The organism is Cyanobium sp. WAJ14-Wanaka (genome assembly GCF_024345375.1).
Lineage (GTDB): Bacteria > Cyanobacteriota > Cyanobacteriia > PCC-6307 > Cyanobiaceae > Cyanobium_A.
Genome location: NZ_JAGQAZ010000001.1, coordinates 319,195 through 335,319, shown reverse-complemented (window position 1 = coordinate 335,319; position 16,125 = coordinate 319,195). Strand labels below are relative to the sequence as shown.

Below are 16,125 nucleotides of genomic sequence, written 5' to 3'. Positions count from 1 at the left end.
CCGTAGCCGTCTCACCCTTGGCAACGTCGCTGGTGGCCGTTGCCTTAATAGTTGTGGTCGCCCAACTTTTGGGCGAGCTAGCCCAGCGCTGGCAGCAACCCCGGGTGATCGGCGAGATCGTCGGCGGAATTGTGCTGGGACCCAGCCTGCTGGGCGCCGTGGCCCCAGACCTAGAGGCCCATCTTTTTACCCCTGAGGTGCGCAGCCAGCTGGACCTGTTGGGTCAGCTGGGGCTGGTGTTGTTCATGTTTTTGATTGGCCTGGAGCTAAATCCCAAGCTCCTGCAGGGGCGGATCCCCCTGGCCAGCCGGATCACCAGCGTGGGTGTGCTGCTGCCCCTGGGCCTGGGGGTTTGCCTGGCGATGGGATTTGAGCAGTGGCAACCCCAGCTGCTGCCTGGCGACCGGGCCCTCAGTGGCGCCCTGTTCATGGGCACCGCCATGGCAATCACCGCCTTCCCGGTGCTGGCAAGGATCCTCAAGGAGCGGGGGTTGATGAACCAGCCCCTCGGGGCCCTGGCAATCACCGCAGCGGCCCTCGAAGACGTGGTGAGCTGGGTGCTGCTGGCGGTGGTGGTGGCCATAGCCCGCTCCAGCTCCTGGGCCGGCGTACTTCTGCCCCTGGTAGGCACCGCCGCCTGGAGCTGGTTGCTGCTGGTGGGCCTGCGGCCGCTGAGACGCTGGCTCGAGCACCGCTACCGCCAGGGCCACCAGCTGGGGCCCCTGCTGCAAACCAGTCTGTTTGGCGGGGCCCTATTCAGCGCCGCGGTGACGGAATGGATCGGTGTTCACGCCATCTTTGGGGCCTTCCTCTGGGGCCTGGCCATGCCCCGCTATGAACCGCTGCGGCGGCGCCTTGAACTGCGCCTGGAGGCCGTGGTCCTCCAGCTGCTGCTGCCCCTGTTTTTTGCAATTAGCGGCCTGAGCACCAGGATCGGCAGCCTCAATTCAGGCCCGCTTTGGACAGCCGCCCTGCTGGTGCTGGTGCTGGCCGTGCTGGGCAAGTTTTTAGGGGCGTGGGCCATGGCCCGGCTCAGTGGCATCGAGCCCAGGGAGGCCCAGGCCCTGGGCTGGCTGATGAATACCCGCGGCCTCACCGAATTGGTGATCCTCAATGTGGGCTTGGGGCTGGGGGTGATCAGCACCGAACTATTCACGATGGGGGTGCTGATGGCCCTGGTCACGACCGTTATGACGGGCCCCCTACTCAGCAGGCTGGGCTACGGCCCTACGGGATAGGACCCGCAGAACTAGGGCCCTTGAGGGCATCGGCCATCCGGGCGATCTGCACGATCGGCCCCACATCGTGGACCCGCAGGATCTGGGCACCCTTGCCAATCACCTGGGCGCAGACGGCTGCCGTGCCCCAGAGGCGGGCCTGGGAGCGCGGTTGGTTGAGCACATCGCCGATAAAACGCTTGCGGGAGGGGCCCACCAACAGAGGGAATCCCTCCGCCACCAGCAGCTCCAGGCGCCGCAGCAATTCCAGGTTGGCGTCGGTGCCCTTGGCGAAACCAAGGCCAGGATCCCAGATCAGGGCAGCCTCTGAAATCCCCGCTGCCAGGGCCTCGTCGGTGGCAGCGCGCAAAGCATCCCGCACCTCAATCACCACATCCCCGTAAACCCCAAGCTGGTCCATCGAACTGGCCGTCCCCCGGCTGTGCATCAACACGTAGGGACAGGCCGCCTGGGCCACCACAGCCAACATCGCCGGATCCCGGCGGCCACTGGCGCCCCGCACGTCGTTGATCCAGTTGGCGCCCCCGGCCAGGGCTTTTTCAGCAACCGCCGCCGAAAAGGTATCGACTGACAGCAGGGCCTGGGGATGGGCGCCGCGGATCGCCCCCAGGGGGCCTGCCAGCCGTTGCCACTCCTGCTCGGCATCGAGTTCCACGGCGCCGGGCCGGGTGCTTTGGGCGCCCAGGTCGAGCAGGTCGGCGCCCTGGCCCAGCAGGCGTCCAGCCTGTTTCAAGGCGGCGAGGGGCGATTCAAAGCGGCCGCCATCACTGAAGGAGTCGGGGGTGAGGTTGAGCACCCCCATCACGGCAGTGCGCTCACCCCAGGAGAACATCAGCGCCCGTAGTTGGCGATACGCCCAAAGCCAACCGGATCAAGGGAGGCTCCACCCACCAACACCCCGTCGATGTCGCTTTGGGCCATCAGGTCGTCGATGGTGGCGGGGGTGACCGAACCTCCGTATTGCACCACAACCTCCGGGTTACCCACCCAGCCGCGAATCAGGCCACAGATCCGGTTTGCCTCCTCGGCCGCACAGGTCTTGCCGGTGCCAATCGCCCAGATCGGCTCATAGGCCACGATCAACCTTTTGGCATCCACGGCGTGGAGTCCCTGCTCGATTTGGCGGTGGATCACCCTTTCGGTTTCACTGGCCTCGCGCTGGTCCAGGCTCTCGCCCACGCAAAGGATCGGGATCAAACCGTGCCTCTGGGCCGTGCGGGCCCGCAGGTTGATCTGCTCGTCCGATTCGCTGTAGTACTTGCGGGGTTCGCTGTGGCCCACGATCGCGTGGCTGACGCCGTGTTCCACGAGCATCGGGGCTGAAATCATGCCGGTATAGGCGCCCTTCTCCTCCCAGTGGACGTTTTGGCCGGCTACCGCCACCCCGGCCCCATCCAAATGGCGCGAGAGGGTGGGAATGGAGGTAAAGGGGGGAGCGATCACCACCTGCCGATCGTCGGGCAGGTCGGCAATCAAAGGGCGGAAGGTGGCAGCAAAAACCCGCGTCTCAGCGCAGGTCATGTGCATCTTCCAGTTGCCCGCAATGACAGCCTTGCGCACTGGAACTCCTCAGTCGTATTGGGGCAACTTAATGGTCGGCGGGAATCGGGGTCACCAGCAGCTCCCGTCCATCAATCTCTACGGCGTCTCCGAGGCATAGCTGGCGACCACGCCGGGTATCGATTGAGCCATTGACGCGCACGTCGCCCCGCTGGATTCGCAACTTGGCTTCCCCACCGGTGCTAACCAGGCCCTGGAGCTTCAGAAATTGATCAAGTTTCAAGGCCAGAGCAGCGCTGATAGCGTTTCGGGCATGCTCGCATCCCCAACGGCCGGCTTCGGCAGCCTGCTGCCGCTGTTGAAGCCCCATCGGCGTCGACTTGCCGCTGGCGGGGTCTGCATGCTGATCTTTGTGGCCTGCTGGCCCCTGCTGGCCTGGCTGGCTGGCCAACTGATCCCGGCGATCGGGGCGGGCGATCTGGGCACCGTGGCCCGCTGCATTGGCCTGGCATTGGCGGTGTTTTTGCTGCAAAAGGCCGCCCAATTTGGCCAGGACATCCTCCTGGCCGGACCCGCCCTACGGGTGAGTCAGGAGCTGCGGCGCAGCCTGTTTGCCCGGCTGCAAACCCTCCAATTTGGGGCCTTAGAAAAGCTCTCCGCCGGCGATCTCACCTACCGGCTCACGGAAGACGCCGACCGGGTCGGGGAGGTGATCTACAAGACGATCCAGGACACCACCCCCAGCGCCCTGCAGCTGGTGGTGGTGCTCGGTTACATGGTGTGGCTGGATTGGCCCCTGGCCCTGGCCACCCTGCTGCTGGCCCCGCTAGTGGCCCTGCTGGTGAGCAGCTTTGGCGCCCGGGTGATGGGGGCAGCCGAGCGCAGCCAGAAGCAGGTGAGTGAACTGGCCGGCCTCCTGGGGGAAGCAATCAACGGCCTGCCCCTAGTTAGGGCCTTTGCCGCCGAACCCTGGCTGCAAAAACGCTTCGATACGGAAATCAACCTGCACCGCCAGGCCCGCTATCGCACCTTGAAACTGCTGGCCCTCCAGCATCCGGTGGTGGGATTTTTAGAAGCGGCCGGCATCCTCAGCGTGCTGTTGATTGGGGCCTGGCGGATTCAGGCCCAGGGCCTAAACAGCCAGGGCTTCAGCAGCTATGTGGCGGCCCTGTTGATGCTGATCGATCCAATTGCCCACCTAACCACCAACTTCAATGAGCTCAAACAGGGCCAAGCATCCCTAAATAGGCTCAGGGCCATCGAAGCAGAGCCCGTAGAGCCCCCCGACAGGGCCAATCCAGAAGCCTTGGGGGCGGTGCGCGGGGAGCTGCTGCTGGAGGGGGTGTCCTTTGGCTACGAGCCCAGCCAGCCCGTCCTGAGGGGTGTGGACCTGAAGGTGGAGCCGGGCCAGCTGGTGGCACTGGTGGGTCCATCCGGAGCTGGCAAGAGCACCCTGTTTTCGCTGCTGCTGCGCTTCAACACCGCCCAACGGGGCCAGGTGCGGATCGATGGCCATGATTTGGCCTGCCTGCGGGCACGGGAGCTGCGCCAGGCGGTGGCCCTGGTGCCCCAACAGAGCAGTGTGTTTTCAGGCACGGTGGCGGAGGCCATTGCCTTTGGCCGGCCCGCCAGCGCCGCAGAAATTCGCCAGGCAGCCCAGCTGGCCAACGCCGCAGGCTTCATCGAAGCCCTGCCCCAGGGCTATGCCAGCAGGATTGAGGAGCGGGGCCTCAATTTTTCAGGGGGCCAACTGCAGCGCCTGGCCATAGCTAGAGCCGTGCTTGGTAACCCGGGGGTACTGCTGTTGGATGAGGCCACCAGCGCCCTGGATGCGGAGGCAGAAGAGGCGGTGCAAATGGGGCTGAAACAGGCGATGGCCGGCCGCACGGTGCTGGTGATCGCCCACCGTTTGGCCACGGTTCAGCAGGCCGACCAAATCCTGGTGCTCGAGCGCGGCACGATTGTGGAGCGGGGTAACCACCGGCAGCTGATGGCCGCCGGTGGCCGCTACCGGGAGCTGTGTGAGCGCCAGTTCATCCATCTACAAAACTGATCCCCTGCCCTATCTTGAGCACACGCTAATTCCCCCTCCTTGGACAACTCCAACCCCGCCGGCCAAGACAACCAGCCCCCAATTCTGACCTTCGAGGGCAAGCGCTACGACCTCGCCACCCTTCCCGATGAGCTAAAGGAGCTGGTGAGGGGCATGCAGGTGGCCGATGCCCAATTGCGCATGCACGAAGACACCCTGAAGGTTTTAGCAGTTGGCCGTCAGTCCATGGCGATGCAGCTAAATGAGCGCCTCAAAGATGTAGAGGCACTCCCCGAATAGGGGTCACTTTTAGATACCTGGCAAATTCTAGTGCTAAAAAACTACCTAACTAACTACTTGCTTTGCCTCAGCGAGCACGGCCTTGGGAATCTCCAATCCCAGGGCCTTTGCTGTTGACTCGTTAACAAGTAGCTCGGTTTTAGTTAGGGGCTCAAAGGGGAGTTTGGCGGGTGATTCACCCTTCAGAACCTTAATTGCCAATTGGCCTGCGGCATAGCCATCGTCAAAGTAGGCCCAGCCAATTGTGGCCAAACAACCGGGCAACTTGATGTCATCGGCATCAACTGAATAGACGGGGATCTTATTAGCCGCGCCCACCTTTGTGATCGAGGCGAAGCCCTGAATGGTGGCGTAATCGCCGATTTTCACAAATGCCTCCACCTTCTTTTGCGCCAGCACCTGGGCGGCCTGGAGCACCTCCCCTGAATTGGCCACAGATTGTTCCACCACGGTGATGCCCCGCTTGGCGGCCTCCTGCTTAAGGATCTCGGCTTCGTAGGAGGAATTGGGTTCACCCGGGTTAAAGATCAAACCCACGGTTTTGAGGTTGGGATTAAAGGCCCGGGCCAGGTCAAGCTCCCTACCCACCGGATTGGTGCCAATTGTGCCAACCACATTTGGTCTGTGCTCGCCCACCCCGCCTGGGGGGGTGCCGGCACCAGCTCCCCAAGGATTGGAGCAGTAGCAAAAAATCACCGGCGTGGTTTCCGGTGCCACCTTCATGGCCGCCTGCAGGGGTGGGGTGCCCACGGCCAAGATCATGTCGACCGGCTCGCCCACGAATTGCTTCATCACAAGGGTGGTGTTTGGCAGTTCGCCGGCGGCATCTTTCTGGATGAAATTGACCGTTTTGCCGGGCAGGTATCCGGCCTCCGCCAGGGCAGCCTCAAAACCCTTGCGGGTGAGGGTGGGGGGCGGCGCATCAACCATCTGCAACATGCCGATCGTCGGCCCCTTCACCTTGGGGGTCCCCAGGCGGCCGCAGGCGGCCAGGGCGATGGTGCTGACGGCACCGGCCCCCATCAGGCCAAGGAATTCACGCCGTTGCAGGGCCATCGGGATGGGTTTGGCTGGTTGATTTCACTATGGCCGAGCCATAGAGGGCCCGCAACGACTCCTCGCTCAAGCTCCGGCGCTGCTCCCCATTCCAATCGCCAATCAGCTGGCCGTCGTGGAGCATCACCAACCGATCGCCATGGCTTAGGGCCTGCTTGAGGCTGTGGGTAACCATCAAGGTGGTGGTGCCCAACTGGCACACCAATTGCTCGGTAAGGCCAATCACGGTGGCTTCGGCCCGGGGGTCAAGGGCGGCGGTGTGCTCGTCAAGCAGCAGCAAATCGGGGGATCCCAGGGTGGCCATCACCAGGCTGAGGGTCTGGCGCTGACCGCCCGAGAGTTGACCCACCGGTTCATCGAGGCGGTCGGCCAGGGGCAGGCCCAATCCAGCCAGCAGGCTTCTGTAGCGACGGCGATCGCCGGGGCTGGGATGGAGCCCTAAAAGCCCCTGCAGGCTTAGGGCTGGGCGGTGACGCCTTTCGGCCAGGCGCAAATTCTCAGCAATGCTCAAGGTGGGGCAGGTGCCGTCGAGGGGGTTTTGCATCACCCGGCCAATCCAGCGGGCACGGCCGTGGTCGGGCAGGCGCTCCAGGGGGCGCTCCCCCAGGCGAATGCTGCCGGCCGCGGCTTTAAGGGTGCCGGCCACCAGGTTGAGCAGGGTGGATTTACCCGAACCATTGCTGCCAATCACCACCACAAATTGGCCCCGGGGGCAATCCAGCGAAAAATCCCTAAACAGCTGGCGCCACTCGCCACCGGGCAGGGGGTGGCCCCAATCGAGCTCCCTGATGCTCAGGCCAGCCGCTGCCATTACGAGCCCCTGCCCTGGTCCGCCAGGCCAGGAATGCGCAGGCGACCAAAGGCCAGGGCAAACAGCAGCAGTGCGGCCGTGGTCAGCTTGAGGTCGATCGGATCGAGGCCCAACTGCAGGGCAATCGCAATCAGGGCCCGGAACAACACCGCCCCCAACACCACCGCCACAAGGGCCATCGAAAAGGAACGGGGCCGCAAAACCGATTCACCAATGATCACCATGCCCAGGCCCAAGATCAGGGAACCAATGCCCATGGTCACGTCGGCAAAGCCCTGGTAGATGGCCACCAGGGCACCGGATAGGGCCACCAAACCGTTGGCAGCCGCAATGCCCAAGGTGAGCCCGCGTCCCTGGTTGATGCCATTGGCCCGGGCCATGGTGGCGTTGTTGCCCAATGCCCTCAGGGCCAGGCCGAAATCGGTGGAAAGCAGCAGGGCTAGCAATAACCCCAGGCCAAGCACCACCAGGCTGAGGGCAATTGCCCAGTTGTCATCGAGGCCGGGGATCAAATCCGGCAGCTTCAAGATCCCGGCTGGGGTATCGGTGAGGGGAATGTTGGAGCGCCCCATCAGGCGCAGGGTGATCGAATACAGCCCGGTGGTGGTGAGGATGCCGGCAAAAAGATCGTTCACCCCCAGGCGGGTGTGGATCAGGCCCGTAAGCATGCCGGCTAGGCAGCCGCAGGCCACCGCCGCCGCCAGGGCCCAGGGCACGGAGATTCCCTGGCTGATCAACATCGCCGCGGCCCCGCCACCCAGGGCAAAGGAGCCATCAACCGTGAGGTCGGGAAAATTGAGGACCCGCAGGGTCAGGTAGGTGCCCAGGGCCAGGCCCCCATAGGCCAAACCCTGGTCGTAGGCGCCAAGCCAAAGGGAAAGCATTGGCGCATTGTGACGCCAGCCCGCCCCCTGAACTAGGCCAGGGGCGCCAAGTCCTCGAAATGAAACTCCTGGCGGCCGGCCGGCACTTCGCCATGGGCCTCGGTTTCGACCACGCGTCCACCCAACACCCAGGGGCCACTAGGGGTGAGGGGTACAAAGGTGTCGGTGAAGCGACTCTTTCCGCCCTTGAGCTCACCACTGGTGGGATCGGCGTACTGGCTGGTGTAGGTGTGGCTCAAGTAGCCGCTGCCGGTGTCGGTGGTGCTCTCGGTGAAGATAGTCACCACGGTGCCGTGGATGTGACGGTGCACCATCGTGACCACATCGCCCTTGATGCGGTAGCGGTCGCCGCTGTTCTTGCCGCCCACGATTACCTCAGTTCCGACCGCGTCGGTGTCGCCGGCCGTGAAGGTGTTCTCGCCGTGGGTCTGCTCAAAGGAGCGACGCACCCGGTGGATGGCCACCTCCCACAGCTGGGAGGCCACGGCCTTTTTAATTTCTTCGTCGTCGATGCCGCCAACCTGGGCCTTGAGATCGGCGCCCACCTGGAAACTGGCCTCCGCCCGTTGGTCGCCCTGCTCCCAGACGCAACGGCCCTGGTAACCACCAAAACCGGGTTCCCAGGTGTAGCGGTTTGAGTAGGCGGCCTTGAAGGCTGCGGTGCAATCGCTACCGGCGACGGTCATGGCGGAAGTATCCCGGTCGAGAAAGCAAGTAGCCACCCTACTGAGCCCTGGCCGACAACTAGCGCTGAATTCACCAAGGCTGGGGCCGGCGGCCCTCTCGCCCCTCAGGGGGCGGGCCATAGCCAGGCCTGGGGGGAGGTTCTTCCCTAGGCCTCCCCAGGCCAAAGCGGGCTCTGGCAGCCCCAATCTGCCGACGAAAGCGCTCCCGTTGCTCCCATTCCCGATCCCTCTCTTGCCGATGGCATTCCTGTAGGGCGTGGATGTTGCGGGCCGCATCCACACAGCTAAAGGAGATACGGACCAGCTGAAGAGCCTCAAGCAACTTTTGTTGTTCAAGTTCCCTGAGAACCTGGAACGCCCTCTGGTCCTGGCAGAGACCTGGCAAAGGTGCAATTAAGGAAGCCAATATCAATGATCCGGCCAGGGCCGGACGGCAACAATTTGGCAATCGAATGCCCATCGCTAAGCCCGCTCCAGGGGCTGGCAGCTACCCCAAAAACATGCGCAAAGACCACCCCCCTCTGCTGCCGAGATGGGATTCAATAGGAGGTCGCCCCCATGGACCAGGGCAATCCTCTTGGCGATGGCCAAACCGAGCCCGCAGTGACCCTCCCCCCTGCGTGCGCGATCTAGGCGCTGAAAAGGTTCAACGGCCAAATCAAGTTCCTGATCTGGAATGCCTGGGCCGCGATCAATCACTTCGATCGCATAGGCATACGGATTCAGCAAAATAAGGCGCAATAGCAATGGAGCTTCGCCATATTCGAGGGCGTTGTCGATAAGGTTGCCAATGGCACGGATGAGGGCTATCGGCTGCACTAAGGCTTGGATTTCGTCAAGTTCCAGCCGCAAATCCTGGCCGTCGTAGTGGGCAGATAGCTCCTCTAGCAGTTGGTGCAGTGGAACCTCCACAAATCCTTCCCGGCTACCTGATCCCGCGAACAAAAGGAATTGCTGGGTAATACGCCCAAGGGCATCTAAATCTGCTCCCAGCTTTAGCTGGGCATGGGAATCCAGGCAAAGTAACGAGTCGCCTGGTGCTGAACCACCCTGCAGCCTTAACCTCAGGCGGGTAAGCGGACTATTCAAGTCGTGGGCTATACCCGCCAGCATCGTCTGTCGCTCCCTCTCACTGGCCTGGATACGGGACAGCATGGAATTGAAATGGAGGCTCAACTGCCTTACTTCCAGGGCTCCAGTTGCTGGAGCGGGTGAGCCGTCGGCACCGCTGCGCACCTCGGCCATGGCCTGCTCCAATCGGCGCAATGGCCTACGCACCTCAAGGAATAAAAACATTGCCCCAGCCATCACGCTACCGGTGATAAGGGAAAGGGAAAGCAGCAGGGGATCGGTGCTGAGAAATTGAGCGGAGGGCAGGGGAAAGAAAAGCCACACTGGCTCCAAAGGAGAAGCAAGGTGAATCCAGATCCCCCTATCGGGCTTGAGGGCAGGCTCCATTTCCGGGCAATGGCCAAGCCGATCACACAGCAGTGGCTTCAAAATTGATAGCTGCCTTAGCAATACACCATCACTGTTTCCAGCCTGTCTGGGAAGTTGGTCCACCAATAACTGATAACCATTAAGGTTAGAAACAGCAGCGGGCGGGTAGCGCTCCAATGCAAGCTCACTAAGGCTGATATTATGTGCGAGAATATTTACAGACTGACCAATCTGATTTTGTTCAATTTTAGCAGCTAAAACCGAGCGAAATAGCAACAAACTGCCCAACCAAGACAACATAAAAAATCCAACAAGGCGGAAAGAAAGCGATGCCTTGTTAAGCACAGGAAATGCCATCAACAGGCCGCTGGTTTTCCTTCAGGCACAAACACATAGCCGAATCCCCAGACCGTCTGGATATATCTTGGTCGACGTGGGTCAGCCTCGATTAGCTTCCTTAGCCTGGACACCTGAACATCCATACTGCGCAGATCTGTTTCGCTGGCAGGCCCCCTGGCAATATCAATCAACCTTTGTCTTGACAAGGGTCGATGGGCATTTTGAACGAAAGCCATCAACAGACTAAATTCACCAGTAGTAATAGCCAAAATACAATCACCTTTCTGCAGAGTGCGGGTATGGAGGTTCAGCACACATTGACCAAATACCACAGGCTCCTCCCCCTCCAAGGGCACTCCCACTGGTCTCTGGCTATGGCGGCGCAGGACCGAGTCGACCCGCGCCGTTAGTTCCCTGGGCAAAAATGGTTTAGCCAGGTAGTCGTCTGCCCCCTGTTCAAGGCCAATAATGCGATCGACCGGATCACCCTTTGCGGTCAACATCACAACGGGCAGATCATCCTGGGCTCCCCGAAGCTGGCGCATCAAAGAGAGGCCATCCTGACCGGGCAGCATCACGTCGAGCACCACCAGATCAGGCCGCTGAATCGCAAGACGGACTAGGAATAGTTCAGCCGTCTCAAAACAGCGAACTTCATAACCATGGTCAGAAAGATAGGAGCCCAGCATTTGCCTGAGCTCCGGATCGTCGTCTACCAACCAGACCTTGAAGGGCTTAGCCATGGGCTTTGATCAAGTCTGCGGTTCGCCCTTGCAACCACCATATTCGTGTTTTGGCTTAGCCAATGGCAACCCATAGCGCTGGCTGATCGCCGCCATCCTCTGACCCACATTCTTGCGCAGTTCCCTGTGGGCCTGGTGCTCGTCGCGTCTGCACTGGTGGAGTGCCTCCAGGTTGCTGGCCCTACTGATGCAAGCCTCTTCCAAACGGTTCAGTTTCTGCAGGCTCGCCAATTTTTCAAGTTCAAGGGCCTTCAGCTCGGATAGAGCTCGCTCCGGCAACACCTTTGCTGGCACAAGTCTTGCGGGAACAGTATTCAAATTTTTAGTGGTTTCTTGCGCACGGCCCGGAGTACCAACAAAACCTGTGAGCAGAACAAGGCCAAGTGCTAGAGAACCTGGGGAAGAGAAGGAAACTGCCATTGGATGGGGATTCATTTCATCCACCAATGTCCGGGAGCAATGCGCCTGAACTGTGCCTGGAGATGGGGGAGTCATTGCCAAATATGACCAGGCCCCAGTCAGATCCAGTCACAAATTGCTAGGGCTTAGTCACAGTTCAGACAAATATATGCAGGAGAGTTGGTTCGAAGCAGTTTGAAATCTCTTTCCCATGCCCCCAGCAAATTCGGCCGAACGCCCTCCCATCGTTGCTCCGCTTATCGGCGCAGCTCCAGCACCTGCTCCAGCTCCAGCACCAGGCCCAGCACCAGGCCCAGCACCCGCTCCCGCACCCCGGCCCCTGCCGCTGAATCTGCTTGGCGGCGCCGGCAATGACGTGCTGGTGGGCGATAACAGCTCCAATAACTCCTCAGGTGGGGATGGAAACGATCGCTTGCTAGCAACAGCAGGCAGCGACTCAATTAGTGGCGGTGCCGGCATCGACACCCTCGACTACTCCGGCCTCAATGCCGACATCACCCTCAGCCGCGGTGGCGTTATCAGCAAATCCGGGGGCCTTGGCACAGACACCATCGCCAGCTTCGACGTGGAGGTGATCCAGGCCAACCCCAATCGCCGCAATGTTATCGATGGCAGCACAGGCACTACCGCAACAATGACGGTGGACCTCTCCAAAGAATCGCTCACCATCAACAATCTTCCCTTTGTGGGCAGCGCCAGCCTTGTGGTGAAGGGCTTTCAGGATGTTGTGGGCTCGGAAAATGCCGACAGCATCACCGGTTCAAACTTGGCCAATAATCTCAATGGCGGCGGCGGTAACGACCTGCTGCGGGGCCTCGGTGGCGGCGACATCCTGACCGGGGGTGCTGGCAGCGACACCTTTGCTTTCGGCATGGGCGACAGCCTGCTGAGTGGTTTCGACCGCATCACCGATTTGGTGATTGGCACCGATGTGATCGATGGTTGGTCTGCGGTAGTCAAGGTGAGCCAGTTGGGCCGGGTGGCAAGCCTGGATTTGGCTGAAGTGGGCAATTTGCTCAATGGCCGCAACTTCAGCGCCAACGACGCAGTGACTTTCAGCCTCGGCGCTGGCAGCAACAACCGCACCTTCCTGGCGCTAAATGATGGGCAGGCCGGATTCCAGGGCGGCAGCGACGGAATCATTGAGATCACTGGTTTCAGTGGTGATCTGAGCAGGCTCACGGTGGTGTGAACCCGCCTCAGCCGACACACCGCTCCAGCCGCTTAAGCAACGTGATCATCCATGGCCCCAAGCGCATGGCATCACCACGTTGCAATTCGGAAGCAACTCAGTATCCCTACTGAGGGTGTATGTCCTGTAGGGCATGCACCACCACCTGCTCCTGCTGCTGGAGGGTGGCGATCGCCTCCACCGCCGCCCGGGCCCCGGCCAGGGTGGTGACCGTGGTCACGGCGTAGTCCAGGGCGGCCCGGCGCAGATATTTGTCGTCGTGAATGGCCTTGCGGCCAATTGGCGTGTTGATGATCAACTGGATCAGGCCGGAGCGGATCGAGTCCTCGATGTTGGGGCGGCCCTCATGCACCTTCAGAACCGGCTCCACATTGAGGCCACTGGCGGCCAGCACGGCCGCCGTGCCACTGGTGGCGGTGAGGGAAAAACCAAGCTCCGCCAGCCGGCTAGCCACGGGAACTAGGGCTTCCTTGTCACGGTCGTGGGTGGAGAGAAACACCATCCCACCGGTGGGCAGGGCTTCGCCTGCCGCCAGCTCCGCCTTGGCATAGGCCAGGCCAAAACCCTCCGCAATCCCCATCACCTCACCGGTGCTGCGCATCTCCGGACCCAGCAGGGTGTCGGAGCCGGGGAAACGCTTAAAGGGCAGCACCGCCTCCTTGACGGTTTGCAGGGGCGGCCTCGGTTCGGCGCTAAGGCCCAGCTCTGCAAGGGTTTTACCCGCCATCACCTGGCTGGCCACCTTGGCCAGGGCCACACCGGTGGCCTTGGCCACAAATGGCACCGTGCGCGATGCCCGCGGATTGGCCTCAATGATGAAAACCATCGGCTTGCCCTGGGCGTCGCCCTGCACCGCAAATTGCAGGTTGATCAGGCCACGCACATCAAGGGCTAGGGCCAGGTCCTTGCTCCAGGTGCGGATCGTGGCCAGGGCCTCAGCGCTCAAACTCACCGTGGGCAGGCAGCAGGCCGAATCTCCCGAGTGGATGCCCGCTGGCTCGATGTGCTCCATCACGCCACCAATCACCACCTGGCCGGCCCCATCGCAAAGGGCATCCACATCCACCTCGGTGGCATTTTCGAGGTATTGATCAATCAAAACCGGATGGTCGGGCTCCACCTGCACCGCCTCCACCATGTAGCGATTGAGCTCCTCTTCCCCGTAGACCACCTCCATGGCGCGCCCCCCCAGCACATAGCTGGGGCGCACTACCACCGGGTAACCAACCCGCTCCGCCACCGCACGGGCTTCCGCTTCGGTGCGGGCCAGGCCGTTGCGGGGCTGGCGAATATCCAGGCGGCGCAGGATCGCTTCAAATTGCTCCCGGTCTTCAGCGCTGTCGATCGATTCGGGGGATGTGCCCCAAATGCGGGTGCCGGTGGCCAGGCCCTCCGCACTTCCCAGCCAACGCAGCAGCGGAATGGCGAGCTTGAGCGGAGTTTGGCCCCCGAACTGCACGATCACCCCCTCCGGTTTTTCGGCCTCGATGATGTTCAGCACGTCCTCAAGGGTGAGGGGCTCGAAGTAGAGGCGATCGCTGCTGTCGTAGTCGGTGGAAACAGTTTCCGGGTTGCTGTTGACCATCACCGTGGCAAAACCGGCCTCCTGCAGGGCAAAGGAGGCATGGCAGCAGCAGTAGTCGAATTCAATGCCCTGGCCGATGCGGTTGGGGCCACCTCCGAGGATCATCACTTTGCGGCGACCATCGGGTTGCACCTCGTCTTCGGCGGGAAGTTGGCGCAGGCTGCCATCGGCCCCCAGCCGCTCCAGGGGCCGCTCATAGGTGGCGTAGTGATACGGGGTGCTGGAGGCAAATTCGGCGGCGCAGGTATCCACCGTTTTGAACACCGCATTGACCCCTAGGGCCTGGCGATGGCGGCGCACCTCCAGCTCATCGCTGCCTGTGGCCCAGCCGATCTGACGATCGGAAAAACCGAGCTGCTTGAGCTCCAGCAACGCCGCCGCCTGGAGATCAGCCAGGCCGCGGCCGCTCAACAGGCGCCCTTGGGCATCGACAATCCGGCGCAATTTGGCCAGGAACCAGGGATCAATCGCACTGAGCTGGTGGATTTCAGCGTCACTGCGGCCCGCGAGCATGGCGCTGCGCACCGCAAAAATGCGATCGGGGCTGGCGGCCCGCAGGGCCCGCTCCAGGTCGGTGGGGTCCATGGGCAGGTCGGCTCGATCGCAGCCCCAGCCGGCATGGCCCGTTTCCAGGGAGCGCATCGCCTTTTGAAACGACTCCTCAAAACAACGGCCAATCGCCATCGCCTCACCCACCGATTTCATTGAGGTGGTCAGCAACGCCGGACTGCCGCGGAACTTCTCAAAGGCAAAGCGGGGGATTTTGGTGACTACGTAATCAATCGTGGGCTCAAAACAGGCCGGGGTGGCGCCGGTGATGTCGTTGACGATTTCATCGAGGGTGTAGCCAACGGCCAGACGGGCGGCGATTTTGGCGATCGGAAAACCGGTGGCCTTTGAGGCCAATGCCGAACTGCGCGACACCCGCGGATTCATCTCAATCACCACCACGTCGCCATTGGCTGGATTGATGGCGAATTGGATGTTGCTGCCGCCCGTATCCACGCCGATCTCGCGGATGATCGCAATCGATTGGTCGCGCAGGCGCTGGTATTCCCGGTCGGTGAGGGTTTGGGCGGGAGCCACGGTGATCGAGTCACCGGTGTGAACGCCCATCGGGTCGAGGTTTTCGATGCTGCAGACAATCACCACGTTGTCGGCGGAGTCGCGCATCACCTCCAGCTCAAACTCCTTCCAGCCCAGCAACGACTGTTCAATCAGGATTTGGGAAACCGGGCTGGCCTCCAGGCCGCTCTTACAGATCGCCCGAAATTCCTCCCAGTTGTAGGCAATGCCTCCGCCGGATCCCCCCAGGGTGAAGGCGGGCCTAATGATGCGGGGATAGCTGCCAATTTGATCGCCCACCAGCTCGGCTTCATCCTGGGTTTTGGCAATGCCTGAGGGGCACACCTCCACGCCAATGCGGGCCATGGCCTCCTTAAACAGAAGCCGGTCTTCAGCCTTTTGGATGGCGGCCAGGTTGGCGCCAATCAACTCAATGCCGTGCTTAGCGAGGGTGCCGTTTTCGGCCAAGGCCACCGCCAAATTGAGGGCCGTCTGGCCGCCCATGGTGGGCAGCAGGGCATCGGGCTTCTCGATTTCGATCACCCTGGTAACCACCTCGGGGGTGAGCGGCTCGATGTAGGTCCGATCCGCCATGTCCGGATCGGTCATGATCGAGGCGGGGTTGGAGTTCACCAACACCACTTCAAATCCCTCGGCCCGCAGGGCTTTACAGGCCTGGGTGCCGGAATAGTCGAATTCGCAGGCCTGACCAATCACGATCGGTCCAGAACCCAGCAGCAGGATGCGACGCAGGTCCGTGCGGCGGGGCATGGGGTAAGGCGGAGGCCAAGCCTGCCCAGCCTCTCATGGGGCCTTCAGTCGCTAACCTGCCCC

17 protein-coding genes are annotated in these 16,125 nt (G+C 61.8%); 4 read left to right on the top strand and 13 right to left on the bottom strand.

The features are described from left to right. The first annotated feature begins 17 nt into the window (after window positions 1-17). Window positions 18-1,238 (top strand): cation:proton antiporter, encoded by a 1,221-nt coding sequence (locus tag KBY49_RS01935; RefSeq protein ID WP_254933087.1) that lies wholly within the window; start codon window positions 18-20, stop codon window positions 1,236-1,238. On the opposite strand, the gene folP is transcribed toward KBY49_RS01935, so the two are convergent. The 3 genes from folP to KBY49_RS01920 are packed head-to-tail and all read right to left on the bottom strand — an operon-like array spanning window position 1,228 to window position 3,021. Continuing rightward, window positions 1,228-2,070: a dihydropteroate synthase gene (gene folP / locus KBY49_RS01930; RefSeq protein WP_254933086.1), complete on the bottom strand. Its 843-nt coding sequence runs from the start codon at window positions 2,068-2,070 to the stop codon at window positions 1,228-1,230. The two genes, KBY49_RS01935 and folP, sit on opposite strands and share 11 nt — an antisense overlap. Further along, window positions 2,070-2,798: a triose-phosphate isomerase gene (tpiA, locus tag KBY49_RS01925; protein ID WP_254933085.1), complete on the bottom strand. Its 729-nt coding sequence runs from the start codon at window positions 2,796-2,798 to the stop codon at window positions 2,070-2,072. Before tpiA ends, folP begins: the two co-directional genes overlap by 1 nt. Before the next feature lie 28 nt (window positions 2,799-2,826). Continuing rightward, entirely contained in the window at window positions 2,827-3,021 is a 195-nt protein-coding gene (locus tag KBY49_RS01920; protein ID WP_254933084.1) for an RNA-binding S4 domain-containing protein, read from the bottom strand. Window positions 3,022-3,051: 30 nt separating this feature from the next. Between KBY49_RS01920 and KBY49_RS01915 the strand changes: the two genes are divergently transcribed. Further along, window positions 3,052-4,791 carry an ABC transporter ATP-binding protein gene (locus KBY49_RS01915; protein ID WP_254933083.1) on the top strand — a complete coding sequence of 580 codons (1,740 nt, stop codon included), beginning with the start codon at window positions 3,052-3,054 and terminating at the stop codon, window positions 4,789-4,791. A 39-nt stretch (window positions 4,792-4,830) separates the two neighbouring features. Further along, entirely contained in the window at window positions 4,831-5,070 is a 240-nt protein-coding gene (locus tag KBY49_RS01910; RefSeq protein WP_254933082.1) for a DUF6447 family protein, read from the top strand. A 45-nt stretch (window positions 5,071-5,115) separates the two neighbouring features. Here KBY49_RS01910 and KBY49_RS01905 read toward each other — a convergent pair whose 3' ends face one another. From KBY49_RS01905 to KBY49_RS01865, 9 genes are all read right to left on the bottom strand, one after another. Continuing rightward, window positions 5,116-6,126: an ABC transporter substrate-binding protein gene (locus KBY49_RS01905; RefSeq protein ID WP_254933081.1), complete on the bottom strand. Its 1,011-nt coding sequence runs from the start codon at window positions 6,124-6,126 to the stop codon at window positions 5,116-5,118. Continuing rightward, a complete protein-coding gene (locus KBY49_RS01900; RefSeq protein WP_254933080.1) occupies window positions 6,107-6,937 on the bottom strand; it encodes an ABC transporter ATP-binding protein in 831 nt (276 codons plus the stop codon). The genes KBY49_RS01905 and KBY49_RS01900 overlap by 20 nt, the downstream gene beginning before the upstream one ends. Further along, entirely contained in the window at window positions 6,937-7,821 is an 885-nt protein-coding gene (locus KBY49_RS01895) for an ABC transporter permease (protein WP_254933079.1), read from the bottom strand. The genes KBY49_RS01900 and KBY49_RS01895 overlap by 1 nt, the downstream gene beginning before the upstream one ends. A gap of 32 nt (window positions 7,822-7,853) precedes the next feature. Beyond that, a complete protein-coding gene (locus KBY49_RS01890) occupies window positions 7,854-8,507 on the bottom strand; it encodes a DUF3386 domain-containing protein (protein WP_254933078.1) in 654 nt (217 codons plus the stop codon). Window positions 8,508-8,577: 70 nt separating this feature from the next. Continuing rightward, window positions 8,578-8,913 (bottom strand): hypothetical protein, encoded by a 336-nt coding sequence (locus KBY49_RS01885; RefSeq protein ID WP_254933077.1) that lies wholly within the window; start codon window positions 8,911-8,913, stop codon window positions 8,578-8,580. 56 nt (window positions 8,914-8,969) lie between these two features. Continuing rightward, on the bottom strand, window positions 8,970-10,007 hold the full coding sequence (locus KBY49_RS01880; RefSeq protein ID WP_254933076.1) for an ATP-binding protein: 1,038 nt from the start codon (window positions 10,005-10,007) through the stop codon (window positions 8,970-8,972). A gap of 296 nt (window positions 10,008-10,303) precedes the next feature. Continuing rightward, the gene (locus tag KBY49_RS01875; RefSeq protein ID WP_254933075.1) at window positions 10,304-11,029 is read right to left on the bottom strand and encodes a response regulator; all 726 of its coding nucleotides are present in this window, start codon (window positions 11,027-11,029) and stop codon (window positions 10,304-10,306) included. A gap of 9 nt (window positions 11,030-11,038) precedes the next feature. Beyond that, window positions 11,039-11,464: a hypothetical protein gene (locus KBY49_RS01870; RefSeq protein ID WP_254933074.1), complete on the bottom strand. Its 426-nt coding sequence runs from the start codon at window positions 11,462-11,464 to the stop codon at window positions 11,039-11,041. 221 nt (window positions 11,465-11,685) lie between these two features. Then, complete coding sequence (locus KBY49_RS01865) at window positions 11,686-11,871, bottom strand: hypothetical protein (RefSeq protein WP_254933073.1); 186 nt, start codon at window positions 11,869-11,871, stop codon at window positions 11,686-11,688. Between KBY49_RS01865 and KBY49_RS01860 the strand changes: the two genes are divergently transcribed. Further along, window positions 11,805-12,641 carry a bluetail domain-containing putative surface protein gene (locus KBY49_RS01860; protein ID WP_396099528.1) on the top strand — a complete coding sequence of 279 codons (837 nt, stop codon included), beginning with the start codon at window positions 11,805-11,807 and terminating at the stop codon, window positions 12,639-12,641. The genes KBY49_RS01865 and KBY49_RS01860 overlap by 67 nt on opposite strands. Window positions 12,642-12,747: 106 nt before the next feature. Here KBY49_RS01860 and carB read toward each other — a convergent pair whose 3' ends face one another. Continuing rightward, a complete protein-coding gene (carB, locus tag KBY49_RS01855) occupies window positions 12,748-16,062 on the bottom strand; it encodes a carbamoyl-phosphate synthase large subunit (RefSeq protein WP_254933071.1) in 3,315 nt (1,104 codons plus the stop codon). Between the last annotated feature and the right edge of the window lie 63 nt (window positions 16,063-16,125).